The sequence below is a fragment of the Rhizobium sp. JAB6 genome, assembly GCF_003024605.1.
In the GTDB taxonomy this organism is placed as follows: Bacteria; Pseudomonadota; Alphaproteobacteria; order Rhizobiales; family Rhizobiaceae; genus Rhizobium.
This window is the reverse complement of the sequence record NZ_PYJQ01000009.1, coordinates 1,083,395-1,096,138: the sequence shown is the minus strand read 5'-3', so window position 1 is coordinate 1,096,138 and position 12,744 is coordinate 1,083,395. Positions and strand designations below refer to the sequence as shown.

The window sequence follows — 12,744 nt, the reverse complement described above, 5'->3', positions numbered from 1 at the left end:
ATTGATCTCGTGCCCCGTAGTGAGCGCCGTCTGGCCTTGTAGGCCGGCTCCGGCGCTCTTTTTCATCAGGCCAGGCAGGCGAGGAAATTCGCTACATCGGCCTCGGTGGTGGCGAAGCTGGTCACGAGCCGGATCAGCGTTTCATCGCTGCCGACCAGATCCGGCTGCGACTCCGGGATCGGCCACTCGTAGAACTTCGCTCCCTTGTCTTCGGCCGCCTTGGCGGAGGATTTCGGTATGATCGCGAAAACCTCGTTCGAGGTGGTTGGCCATGCCAGGCGAGTGCCAGGGGTCTTTTCCAGCCCGGCGCGCAGGCGATCGGCCATGCCGTTGGAATGGTGGGCGAGATCGAGCCAGAGGCCATCCTGGAAGTAGCCGTCGAACTGGGCGGCGATGAAGCGCGACTTGGAGAAGAGCTGGGCGGCCCGCTTGCGGATGAAGTGCATTTCCTTCGCCTTCTCCGGATCGAAGAAGACGATCGCCTCGGCGCACCAGCAGCCGTTCTTGGTGCCGCCGAAAGAGAGGATGTCGACGCCGCGCTTCCAGGTCATCTCGGCGGGAGTGGTGCCGAGTGCCACCAGGGCGTTGGCGAAACGGGCGCCATCCATATGCAGCGGCAGCCCCTTCGCCTTGGCGACGGCGGCGATGGCATCGATCTCATCCAGGGAATAGACCGTGCCGATCTCCGTCGCCTGGGTGATCGTCACGGCGGCGGCGCGCCCGTGATGCACGGCATCCTGCGGGAAGCGGGCGATCTTGGCGGCGAGCGCCTTTGGATCGATCTTGCCGAGAGCGCCTTCGACCATTGCCAGACGCGCGCCGCTGAAGAAATCGGGCGCGCCGCATTCGTCTTCGGCGACATGCGCCTCGGCGTGGCAGAAGCTGATGCCGCCAGGTTTCTGGACGCTGGCAAGCGACAGCGAATTGGCGGCCGTACCTGTCGCAACGAAGAAGACGGCGACCTCGCGCCCGAAGATGTCGCAGAATTTGGCTTCGACGCGCTGGTCGAGCTCGCTCGTGCCGTAAGCCGAGGCAAAACCGCTGGATTCTGCGAGCAGACGTTCGGCGACTTTAGAATGGGCGCCGGCCCAGTTATCGGAAGCAAAGAACATGGAGATGCACCAGATGAAGGATGAAATTGCGGTGAGATCAGATAGGGGCGGCAGGACATTACGCCAATGCAAAAACCTATCAAGAGCATGAGCTTGAAGAATGCATCACAGAAATTGATTGACGCAATCAACAAATAAAATGGTGCGCCACGGCGAAACTTTATTGCTTGATTTATGCAACATAGGCAATCTTACGTCTTAGGTTGACGAAATTTTGCCGTTTTGCTCTTGCGAAAGCAGAAGCTTTCTGGCATAGAGCTGATGAATTAGGACAGGGTTGCTGTCCTATTTTGGCCGCCAAGGCCGAAGATGCGCCAGGGGTCCTGACGATATCGGGATTTCGAGCTATAGTTACCGGGAGCATGTTCCTTTCCGCCTCTTGGGCGGCAGGCAATGCGGCGGTGGAATAGCAGGGCGCGAAACGCTGACGACGGGCTCAATATAGAGAGCCGCGGTTCGCGGCCGGATCTTCACAATGCAACAGCGCAGTCGCGCGTCGGCCCCGGAAACGGACCGCGCGGGACGAAGGAGCGCTCGCGATGCGGGCCTTATCGGAGGGAAGACCATGACGAACAGGACGACGTTCACGAGTTTTGACCAGACTGCTGCAGCCAATGCTGCCGCTACGGCCAAAACGTCGAAACGCGCCAATCGTTCGACATCGGGCGGCATCCCGCCGAAGCAGGGCCTCTATGATCCGCGTAACGAGCATGACGCCTGCGGCGTCGGCTTCGTCGCGCATATGAAGGGCCAGAAGTCGCACCAGATCGTGCGCGACGGCCTGTTCATTCTCGAAAACCTGACGCATCGCGGCGCCGTCGGCGCAGATCCGCTGATGGGCGATGGCGCCGGCATTCTCGTGCAGATTCCCGACCGCTTCTTCCGTGAGGAGATGGCGAAGCAGGGCGTCATCCTGCCGAAGGCGGGAGAATATGGCGTCGGTCATTTCTTCCTGCCGCGCGACGAGGCGCTGATCGAGCATTTCAAGACCGCGATCAAGCAGGTTGTTGCCGAAGAAGGCCAGGTGCTGCTCGGCTTCCGCGACGTCCCGGTCGATAATTCCTCGCTGTCGAAGGCGCCGGACATCGCCGCCACCGAGCCGCACCATGTGCAGGTCTTCATCGGTGCCGGCCGTGATGCCGGCACGAACGAGGAATTCGAGCGTCGCCTCTTCACCCTGCGCAAGGTGATCTCCAACCGCATCTATGCGGAATACGAGGGCGAGGAGAGCAGCTTCTACCCGGTCTCGCTGTCGAGCTCGACCATCGTCTATAAGGGCATGTTCCTCGCCTACCAGGTGGGCGCCTATTACAAGGATCTGTCCGACCCGCGTTTCGAGACGGCGGTTGCCCTCGTGCACCAGCGTTTCTCGACGAACACCTTTCCGTCGTGGAAGCTTGCGCATCCCTACCGCATGGTCGCGCATAACGGCGAAATCAACACGCTGCGCGGCAACGTCAACTGGATGGCGGCGCGTCAGGCATCGGTATCCTCGCCGCTGTTCGGCGAGGACATTTCCAAGCTCTGGCCGATCTCCTATGAGGGACAGTCGGACACGGCCTGTTTCGACAATGCGCTCGAATTCCTCGTGCGCGGCGGCTATTCCCTGGCGCATGCCATGATGATGCTCATCCCCGAGGCCTGGGCCGGCAATCAGCTGATGGCGCCGGAACGCAAGGCATTCTACGAGTATCACGCCGCCCTGATGGAGCCATGGGATGGTCCCGCCGCCGTCGCCTTCACCGATGGCAAGCAGATCGGCGCAACGCTCGACCGCAACGGCCTGCGTCCGGCCCGCTATCTCGTCACCAGCGACGACCGCATCATCATGGCGTCCGAAGCCGGCGTTCTGCCTGTCGAGGAAGAGAAGATCATCCAGAAGTGGCGCCTGCAGCCGGGCAAGATGCTGCTGATCGACATGGAGAAGGGCCGCATCATCTCCGACGACGAGGTGAAGTCGGAACTGTCGACCAAGCACCCCTATCGCAGCTGGCTGAACCGTACGCAGCTGATCCTGGAAGACCTGAAGCCGGTGGAGCCGCGGGCGCTGCGCCGCGACGTGTCGCTGCTCGACCGCCAACAGGCCTTCGGCTACACCACTGAAGACACCAAGCTCCTGATGTCGCCGATGGCGACGACCGGTCAGGAAGCAGTCGGCTCGATGGGCACGGATACGCCGATCTCGGCCATGTCCGACAAGCCGAAGCTGCTCTACACCTATTTCAAGCAGAACTTTGCGCAGGTGACGAACCCGCCGATCGATCCGATCCGCGAGGAACTCGTCATGAGCCTCGTCTCGTTCATCGGCCCGCGCCCGAACTTGCTCGACCATACCGGCATGGCCAACGCCAAGCGCCTGGAAGTGCGCCAGCCGATCCTGACCAATGGCGATCTCGAAAAGATCCGCTCGATTGGTCATACCGAGGATCGCTTCGACACCAAGACGCTCGACTTCACCTATGACGTCGAACGCGGCGCCGAAGGCATGCCCGAGATGCTCGACCGTCTCTGCGAGCGGGCGGAAGCGGCCGTTCGCGGCGGCTACAACATCATCGTGCTTTCCGACCGTCAGATCGGACCGGACCGCATCGCAATTCCGGCGCTGCTGGCGACCGCCGCCGTGCACCATCACCTGATCCGCAAGGGCTTGCGCACTTCGGTCGGTATCGTCGTCGAAACCGGCGAGCCGCGTGAAGTGCATCATTTCTGCCTGCTGGCCGGCTACGGCGCGGAGGCGATCAACCCCTATCTCGCCTTCGACACGCTGCTCGACATGCATCAGCGCGGCGAATTCCCGAAGGAAGTGGACGCGACCGAAGTCGTCTACCGCTACATCAAGGCGGTCGGCAAAGGCATCCTCAAGGTCATGTCGAAGATGGGCATCTCGACCTATCAGTCCTATTGCGGCGCGCAGATCTTCGATGCCGTGGGCCTGCAGCAGGAGCTGGTCGACAAGTATTTCTTCGGTACGGCGACCATGATCGAAGGCATCGGCCTCGAGACGATCGCCGAGGAAACCGTTGCCCGCCACAAGGCTGCTTTCGGCCGCGATCCGCTGCTGGCAAGCACGCTCGACATCGGCGGCGAATATGCCTACCGCATGCGCGGCGAAAGCCACGCCTGGACTCCGGATGCGGTGGCCGCCCTGCAGCATGCCGTGCGCGGCAATGCCGAGGATCGCTACCGCGAGTTCTCCGAAATGGTCAATGAATCGGCGCTTCGGATGAACACCATCCGTGGGCTCTTCAAGATCAAGGGCGCGGAAGCGCTCGGCCGCAAGCCGATCTCGATCGACGAGGTCGAGCCGGCCGTCGATATCGTCAAGCGCTTCTCGACGGGCGCCATGTCCTTCGGTTCCATCAGCCGCGAGGCGCATACGACGCTGGCAATCGCCATGAACCGCATCGGCGGCAAGTCGAACACCGGCGAAGGCGGCGAGGAATCCGACCGTTACATGCCGCTCTTCGACGGCTCGCCGAACCCGGAACGTTCCGCCATCAAGCAGATCGCATCCGGCCGCTTCGGCGTGACGACCGAATATCTCGTCAACGCCGACGTGCTGCAGATCAAGGTGGCGCAGGGTGCCAAGCCCGGCGAAGGCGGCCAGCTGCCCGGCCACAAGGTCGATGCGACGGTTGCCAAGACCCGGCATTCGACGCCGGGCGTCGGCCTGATCTCGCCGCCGCCGCACCATGACATCTATTCGATCGAAGATCTGGCACAGCTGATCTACGACCTGAAGAACGTCAATCCCACCGCGGATGTCTCGGTCAAGCTCGTTTCGGAAGTTGGCGTCGGCACGGTTGCCGCCGGCGTCGCCAAGGCGCGCGCCGATCATATCACGGTCTCGGGCTATGATGGCGGCACCGGCGCTTCGCCGTTGACTTCCCTCAAGCATGCCGGCTCGCCTTGGGAGATCGGCCTTGCCGAGACCCAGCAGACGCTGGTGCTGAACGGCTTGCGTTCTCGCGTCGCCCTCCAGGTGGATGGCGGTCTGAAGACCGGCCGCGACGTCATCATCGGCGCGCTGCTCGGTGCCGATGAATTCGGCTTCGCCACTGCGCCGCTGATCGCGGCCGGCTGCATCATGATGCGCAAGTGCCATCTCAACACCTGTCCGGTTGGCGTCGCCACCCAGGATCCGGTGCTGCGCAAGCGCTTCAAGGGCACGCCGGAGCATGTCATCAACTACTTCTTCTTCGTGGCCGAAGAAGTGCGCGAGATCCTCGCCTCGCTCGGCGTCGCCAAGCTGGACGATATCATCGGCGCTTCCGAGCTTCTGGAAAAGGACGACATGCTCGCTCACTGGAAGGCGAGGGGCCTCGACTTCAGCCGCATCTTCCACAAGGTCGATGCGCCGAAGGAGGAGACCTATTGGACGACCGTGCAGAAGCATCCGATCGACGATATTCTCGACCGCAAGCTGATCGAGAAGGCGGAGCCGGCGCTTGCTTCCAAGACGCCGGTCGCCTTCGAACTCGGCATCAAGAATGTCGACCGCTCGGCCGGCGCCATGCTGTCGGGCGCGGTCGCCAAGCGCTATGGCCATCGCGGCCTGAAGGACGACACGATCAACGTTACCCTGAGGGGCACCGCCGGTCAGTCCTTCGGCGCGTTCCTGGCGCGCGGCGTCACCTTCAACCTCGTCGGCGACGGCAACGACTATGTCGGCAAGGGCCTTTCGGGCGGCCGGATCATCATCCGTCCGCCGGAGAATTCGAAGATCGTCGCTGAGAACTCGATCATCGTCGGCAACACCGTGCTTTACGGTGCGACCGAGGGCGAGTGCTACTTCCGCGGTGTTGCGGGCGAGCGCTTCGCGGTCAGAAACTCGGGCGCGATCGCCGTCGTCGAAGGCGTCGGCGATCATGGCTGCGAATACATGACCGGCGGTGTCGTCGTGGTGCTCGGTGAAACCGGACGCAACTTCGCGGCCGGCATGTCGGGCGGCGTGGCCTATGTTCTCGACGAGAAGGGCGATTTCGCCCGTCGCTGCAACATGGCGATGGTCGAGCTGGAGCCGGTTCCCGAAGAGGATGAACTGCTGGAGAAGCTGCATCATCACGGCGGCGACATCATGCACAAGGGACGCGTCGACGTTTCCGATGACATGACGCGCCATGACGAAGAGCGTCTCTTCCAGCTGATTTCGAACCACTTCCACTATACGGGCTCGACGCGAGCCAAGGAGATCCTCGATCACTGGGCCGACTACCGCCCGAAATTCCGCAAGGTCATGCCGGTCGAATACCGCCGCGCCCTTGAGGAAATGGAGCGCAGCCGGATGAGCGTGGCGGCGGAGTAATCCGCCCCGGCTCTGAAGTCAGCCGAGGGTTTCGCCTCGCATTGCGATCGCCATCATGGCGATCGCGACTGTCGAACAGCGGAATCGGATTTGAATTAAAGTGCCGGACAGGGAAACCGAGATGACCCTCAGGCACGGGAGCCATGAGCTCTTCTTTTTGAGTGAGGAAACGAAAGCATGGGCAAGGTAACAGGCTTCTTGGAAATCGACCGGCAGGTGGCGAAGTATCAGCCGGCGTCGGACCGCATCCGGCATTTCCGCGAATTCACGATCCCCATGTCGGACCAGGAAGTGCAGAAACAGGCAGCGCGCTGCATGGACTGTGGCATACCCTATTGCCACGGCCCGACCGGCTGCCCGGTGCACAACCAGATCCCCGATTGGAACGACCTCGTCTACAACAACAATTGGGAACAGGCGATCCATAACCTGCATTCGACCAACAACTTCCCGGAATTCACCGGCCGCGTCTGCCCCGCGCCCTGCGAGGAAGCCTGCACGCTGAACCTGGAAGATGCGCCCGTCGCCATCAAGACGGTGGAGCAGGCGATTGCCGACAAAGCCTATGAGCTCGGCTTCATCCGTCCGCAGCCGGCAACCGTGCATACGGGCAAGAAGGTCGCGATCATCGGCTCGGGTCCTGCCGGTATGGCAGCCGCCCAGCAGCTCGGTCGCGCCGGTCACGACGTCCATGTCTACGAGCGCGAGAGCAAACCGGGCGGTCTGCTGCGCTACGGCATACCGGATTTCAAGATGGAGAAGAACTTCATCGACCGCCGCGTCGAGCAGATGAAGGGCGAGGGTGTCACCTTCCATTGCGGCGTCAATGTCGGCGTGGATATCAAGGTCGAGCAGCTTCTGGCCGACTACGATGCCGTGCTCTATTGCGGCGGCTCGGAAACCCCGCGCGAAGCGGGCATTCCTGGCACGACGCTCGCAGGCGTCCATGACGCCATGCCCTATCTCGTGCAGCAGAACCGCCGCGTCGGCCGCGAAAACATCGACAGCGTCGGCTGGCCCGCCGATCCGATCCTGGCGGGTGGCAAGCACATCGTCGTCGTCGGCGGTGGCGATACGGCATCCGACTGCGTCGGCACGGCATTCCGTCAGGGTGCGGTGAAGGTGACCCAGCTCGACATTCGTCCGCAGCCGCCAGAGAAGGAAGACAAGCTCGCCGTTTGGCCGTTCTGGGCAACGAAGATGCGCACCTCGTCCTCACAGGCCGAAGGCGCAGTTCGCGAATTCCAGGTCGCGACGCTCGAATTCATCGGCGAAGACGGCGTGCTGACGGGCGTGAAGTGCTGCGAAGTGGACGATCGCCGCAAGCCGATCCCCGGCACGGAGTTCGTCATCCGCGCCGACCTCGCCTTCATCGCCATAGGCTTCCGCGGCCCCTTCACCGACAGCGTGCTCAAGGAACTCGACGGCAAGCTGACTGTGAATACCGACCGTCGCGGCTCGACCAACGTCGTTGCCAACGACAAGGACTACAAGACCTCGGTCGACAAGCTCTGGACCGCCGGCGACGTTCGCCGCGGCCAGTCGCTGGTGGTCTGGGCGATCCGCGAAGGCCGTCAGGCCGCCCGCGCGATCGACGAGGCTTTGATGGGCTCGACGGTTCTGCCGAACTGAGGTTCGCTGTCTTCGGGCAAAGTGATTGAAGGCCGGGTTCCCGATGAACCCGGCCTTTGTCGCTACCGGCTTGCGGCGATATTCCAATTGTAGATGCAGCGATCGAGGCCGATGGCGATTTCGAGCACCATGATGTCATGGTCTGTCGCCGGCCCTTTCTTCGGCTGGCTGCGATAGCGTTGAGGGAAGTCTGTTCGTCGCGAAATCGAGCAGATCTCCATCCATTTGTCGCCATTATCGACCTCGATATCCATTGTAACCTCGGAATAGGCCGGCAGGCGATCGGAGGGCACGATCCTCGTCGGCAAATGGATGACGGAGGCGATCATCCGGCGGACCGGTTCCAGCGAGGCGGCATAGTAATCATTGCCGCTATCGGCAGTGAAAGCGCATTGGAATTCGAGCTGCCAGAATTCCTTGAGCCGTACATGCTTGCTCGGCTGGTCCTGTTCCCGGCGATAGGATTTTCCGGCCTGCCAGACGCATAACGGCAGCCGCGTTCTGGAATGATTTCCGAGAAGATGCTGCATGTAGACATAGGTTGAAGGTGTCGTTTCCGGCCGCAGGACGAGTTCGGTCTCGGAGTTCGACATTCGCTTCTGCACCCATATGTCCGAGTTGGAATAGGCGCTTGAAACGAGGTTTCGCGGCATCAGGGTCGGAGCCTCGACCCTTCGTATATCCCAGGCGGGGTTTGCGGATCGTAGAAAGCTTGCCACTTCATCGGAAAAGAAGCGGACGAAGTCGTCGCGCAGTTTAATGTCCCGCTCTTCCCAGTGAACGAGCGAATTGACGTTATAGATATTGAGCACGTGCCTTTCTCCATGGGCAACGTTGATGTCTTGAGGCGAGGGCTTTACGTCCAGCAGCCGCCGGACGCACCAACGCCTCCGGCCGTCACGACTGGACGCGGAGACCTCGGCCGGAGAAAGAGCGCAAAACCGCAACCTGCGGGCAGGTGTGGTAACGATCGATCTGATCAGCGCTCTTGGTGCTCATGCAATTCTTCTATTGGTGGGACGCGGCGTTGTCAAACCGCCTCTACGCCGCCTACCGCGCGATCGATCCCGGCAAACGATAGTCATCCACGCGCCCTGTCGGCGCCGGGTCCATCAGGCCTTTTTCGACCAGAAGATCGCGTGGCGATGAAGTCGTTGGGGTAGGCGCAGGGCTGCTGCCCAAAAGCTGCGAGCCGCCGTCGAGATCGGGATCGGAGAGGCTCATCGGCTGGGTGCGGGTGATCCTCTCCGGTTCCGCGCCCGGAGGATTGGCCTGCTGCACCGGCAGCGGATTGTTCGTGTCGAGGCGCGTAATATCGGGACTTGCCTGATCGCCCAGGATTCGGCGTGCGGATTTCTCCAGATAGAAGGCGAGTTTGCGCTTGCCGGCGGCCGTCAGGTTGACACCGTCAGCCGTTCTCAATCGAACCTGCTGGCCGTTGACATCGGAACCGGTGACGATGAACTCGCCGTTCTGATCGGTAAAGCCATCCCATATGTCGATGAACTCACCGCCGACGCTGGTCGTCTGGCTTTGATAGATCTGGTTGAGCTTGACGGCGCTGGCGGTCAGTTGATCGGAGCCGAAAGACGGCAGGCCGACCCAGAGCAGCGGGATATGGCGGCTTGTCACCAGCTTGGCGAATTGCTGTACGCGCTCTTCATAGGCGAGGAACCATGGATCGGTCCCATATTTCTCATTCAGCCCGTCGCCGATCATCTGCTGGCGGTCGTTGGCGCCGATCATGACGACGACCATGGCCGGTTTCAGCTGGTCGATCATGCCAGGCAGTTGCTGCGGCCAATTGTAATAATCCTGGCGCACGAGACCGGAGGCGACGTTGCCGCGGGACTGGATCACGACGCCGGGAGAGCTGGAGAAGGCATCCTCCAGCCCGGTCGCCAGCCCGCTCGCCAGAAAGTCGCCGACCACGAGGATGGTCTTGGCATCGCGGAGCTTTTCGGCGGGCGGCGGTGTTTCCGGCTGCGCGACCGGCTGGCGCGGCGGCGGGGTTGGACGCTTTTTCGGCTGCACCTTGCGCCGGGGCGGCGGCTGCTCGACGGGCTGATCCGGGTAATCGGGCTCGCGGGTGCCGAACAGCATGTCGAACAGGTTCCGCCGGGGCCGCTCTTGCGCTTCGGCCATGTTCGGCAGGCAGCCAAGCGCGATGAGGGCGGCGAGGAATGCCGTCAGAACAATCCTTAGAGTTGCCTTAGTCGCGCGGGCAGGGTGTTTCATCATCGTTTCTTTTCCGCTGACGAGTCCCGGCCGCATAAGGACGATTTCATCGTCCGGCGATCCCGGATTCGCTCGAGGCGGCCTACTTGCGCAATGCTTTCAGCAGGTTCATTGACGGCTCGCCGTCCGCATCTATGCCCATGCGCTGCTGAACGGCTGATATCGCGGCCTTCGAGCCCGAGCCGAAATTGCCGTCGACCACGCCGTCATAGTAGCCGAGCTCCTTCAGACGCGTCTGCAGCTCGAATTTCTGCTTGACATCGAGCGCACCGCTCGGGCGCGGCCATGATTGCTGCATGCCGCCATATCCGGCGATTTGATCCGCGAGCAGGCCGACGGCCAATGCATAGCTGTCGGAGGCGTTGTAGCGCTTGATGGTGAAGAAGTTGCCAGTCATCAGAAAACCGGGACCGTTCGGTCCGCCGGGCATCTTCAGCTGCGCGCGGTCGGAGGTGCTGCGGAAACCCCTGCCGTTGGGACGCACGAAGCCGAGAGCCGCCCATTGTGCGATCGTATGCGTCTTGCCGGCCTGGGCGCTGCCGCCGGGCGGTACGACGACTTCATAACCCCAGGTACGGCCGGTATTCCAGCCGTTCTTGGCGAGAAGATTGGCTGTTGTCGCCAAGGCGTCCGGAACGGAATTCCAGATATCGGCATGGCCGCTACCGTCGGCATCCACCGCATAGAGCAGATAGCTCGTCGGGATGAACTGCGTATGGCCCATGGCGCCGGCCCAGGAACCGTTCAGATCCTTGCGCGAGATATCGCCCTTCTGCAGGATCTTCAGGGCAGCGATCAGCTGTTTCTTGGCATAGTTCGCCCGTTTCGGATCGGCATAGGCAAGGGTCGCCAGCGCGCGGGGCACGTAATGCAGCCGATCGTTCTTGGCGAGGACCTCGCCGTAATTCGACTCCATCGACCAGATGGCCAGCATGATATTGCGGTCGACGCCGAAGTGCTGTTCAAGCGTGCGCAGCGTGGTCCCGTATTTGACCGCCATCTTGCGGCCAATATCGACCGTATAGGGATTGACACGGGAGTCGAGGTAATCCCAGATCTGGGACTTGAATTCCGGCTGGTACTGCGCCTTTTCAAGCACCGTGGGGTCCGGGTCGGTTACGCCGGCAAACGCATTGCGATAGGTGGATTGCGTAATCCCGCTCTTTGCGGCGGTAGCGTAGAAGCCCGCGATCCATTTCTGGAACCCAGGGTCAGCATTGGCGTTAGCGGGAAGGAAGCCAGCGAAGGCGCCGAGCGCGAGCGCCAGAGCGAGACCACGAAGGGAGTGTTTGCGGTTTACGGTCATCTACAGCCTTGTCCATCAATCGTTGGATTTCGGTGCGGCGATGCGCGTGGCATCGGCCCATGCGTGACGCTAAACGAACGAAGTCAACAAATTCTTTACCATGGAAGTTTGCGTCAGTCATTATTTGCAAAACAGTAGCAAATTTAATCTACTGACCTTTAGAATGGCTTTGTGCCAACTGATTTATTGCCCAGGAGGTATGCGTGGGACAGCATAAGAAGGTTCGTAAGGCAGTATTTCCGGTCGCCGGACTAGGGACGCGGTTCTTGCCGGCGACCAAGGCGGTGCCGAAGGAAATGCTGACCGTCGTTGATAAGCCGGTGATCCAGTACGTCGTCGACGAGGCGATGGAAGCGGGCATCGAGCATTTCGTATTCGTCACTGGCCGCAGCAAGCATGTCATCGAGGATTATTTCGATATCCAGTTCGAGCTCGAGCAGACGCTGCGCCAGCGTAACAAGAATGCCGAACTGTCGCTGCTGAACGGCTTGCTGCCGAAGGCGGGTACGGCAAGTTTCACGCGCCAGCAGGAGCCGCTCGGTCTCGGCCACGCCGTCTGGTGCGCCCGCGAGATCGTCGGCGACGAGCCCTTCGCACTGCTTTTGCCCGACATGGTCATGCGCGCCGAAAAGGGCTGTATGAAAGGCATGATCGAGCTTTACGAGCATAGCGGCGGCAATGTCATCGCCGTCGAGGAATGCGCGCCCGATCAGGCCCATAAATACGGCATCGTCGGTGTCGGCGAGACGATCGGCAACGGCTTCCGCATCACGGAAATGGTCGAAAAGCCGGCCAAGGGCACGGCTCCTTCCAACTTCTTCATCAACGGCCGCTATATCCTTCAGCCGGAAATCTTCCGCATTCTGGAAAGCCAGGAGCGCGGTGCCGGCAACGAGATCCAGCTGACGGACGGCATGCTGAAGCTTGCCAAGACGCAGGATTTCGCCGGCTATCACTTCCGGGGCCAGACGTTCGACTGCGGTGCCAAGGACGGCTTCATCCTCGCGAACATCGCCTTCGCCTTGGCGCGCGACGATATCCGTCCGACTATCGAGGACGAGTTCAAGGCGCTGATCGCTGCCCTGAAATAAGGATTCGACCTTTTGGGGAAAATCTTGAGACCTGGCACATGCTGGGCCTCAATTCATTTG

General features: G+C 61.4%; 7 protein-coding genes. 3 read left to right on the top strand and 4 right to left on the bottom strand.

Annotated features, from left to right (window positions below):
• Positions 1 to 65: 65 nt before the first annotated feature.
• The gene (locus C7U61_RS15395; protein WP_106998887.1) at positions 66 to 1,112 is read right to left on the bottom strand and encodes a low specificity L-threonine aldolase; all 1,047 of its coding nucleotides are present in this window, start codon (positions 1,110 to 1,112) and stop codon (positions 66 to 68) included.
• A 565-nt stretch (positions 1,113 to 1,677) separates the two neighbouring features.
• Between C7U61_RS15395 and gltB the strand changes: the two genes are divergently transcribed.
• Entirely contained in the window at positions 1,678 to 6,417 is a 4,740-nt protein-coding gene (gene gltB / locus C7U61_RS15390; protein ID WP_106998886.1) for a glutamate synthase large subunit, read from the top strand.
• A 177-nt stretch (positions 6,418 to 6,594) separates the two neighbouring features.
• Positions 6,595 to 8,049, top strand: a complete 1,455-nt coding sequence (locus tag C7U61_RS15385; RefSeq protein ID WP_106998885.1) for a glutamate synthase subunit beta — start codon at positions 6,595 to 6,597, stop codon at positions 8,047 to 8,049.
• A gap of 62 nt (positions 8,050 to 8,111) precedes the next feature.
• On the opposite strand, the gene C7U61_RS15380 is transcribed toward C7U61_RS15385, so the two are convergent.
• The 3 genes from C7U61_RS15380 to C7U61_RS15370 form a co-directional block, all read right to left on the bottom strand.
• Positions 8,112 to 8,861 (bottom strand): aminoacyl--tRNA ligase-related protein, encoded by a 750-nt coding sequence (locus C7U61_RS15380; protein WP_106998884.1) that lies wholly within the window; start codon positions 8,859 to 8,861, stop codon positions 8,112 to 8,114.
• Positions 8,862 to 9,099: 238 nt separating this feature from the next.
• On the bottom strand, positions 9,100 to 10,290 hold the full coding sequence (locus C7U61_RS15375) for a DUF459 domain-containing protein (protein WP_106999123.1): 1,191 nt from the start codon (positions 10,288 to 10,290) through the stop codon (positions 9,100 to 9,102).
• 79 nt (positions 10,291 to 10,369) lie between these two features.
• Positions 10,370 to 11,593, bottom strand: coding sequence for a lytic murein transglycosylase (locus tag C7U61_RS15370; protein WP_106998883.1), 1,224 nt, complete (start codon positions 11,591 to 11,593; stop codon positions 10,370 to 10,372).
• A gap of 203 nt (positions 11,594 to 11,796) precedes the next feature.
• On the opposite strand from C7U61_RS15370, the gene galU reads away from it, so the two are divergent.
• On the top strand, positions 11,797 to 12,684 hold the full coding sequence (gene galU, locus C7U61_RS15365; RefSeq protein ID WP_106998882.1) for a UTP--glucose-1-phosphate uridylyltransferase GalU: 888 nt from the start codon (positions 11,797 to 11,799) through the stop codon (positions 12,682 to 12,684).
• The last annotated feature ends 60 nt before the right edge of the window (positions 12,685 to 12,744 follow it).

Coding starts and splice junctions, on each gene's coding strand:
- C7U61_RS15395 (WP_106998887.1), bottom strand. CDS start 1,112: ATGTTCTTTGCTTCCGATAACTGGGCCGGCGCCCATTCTAAAGTCGCC.
- gltB (WP_106998886.1), top strand. CDS start 1,678: ATGACGAACAGGACGACGTTCACGAGTTTTGACCAGACTGCTGCAGCC.
- C7U61_RS15385 (WP_106998885.1), top strand. CDS start 6,595: ATGGGCAAGGTAACAGGCTTCTTGGAAATCGACCGGCAGGTGGCGAAG.
- C7U61_RS15375 (WP_106999123.1), bottom strand. CDS start 10,290: ATGATGAAACACCCTGCCCGCGCGACTAAGGCAACTCTAAGGATTGTT.
- C7U61_RS15370 (WP_106998883.1), bottom strand. CDS start 11,593: ATGACCGTAAACCGCAAACACTCCCTTCGTGGTCTCGCTCTGGCGCTC.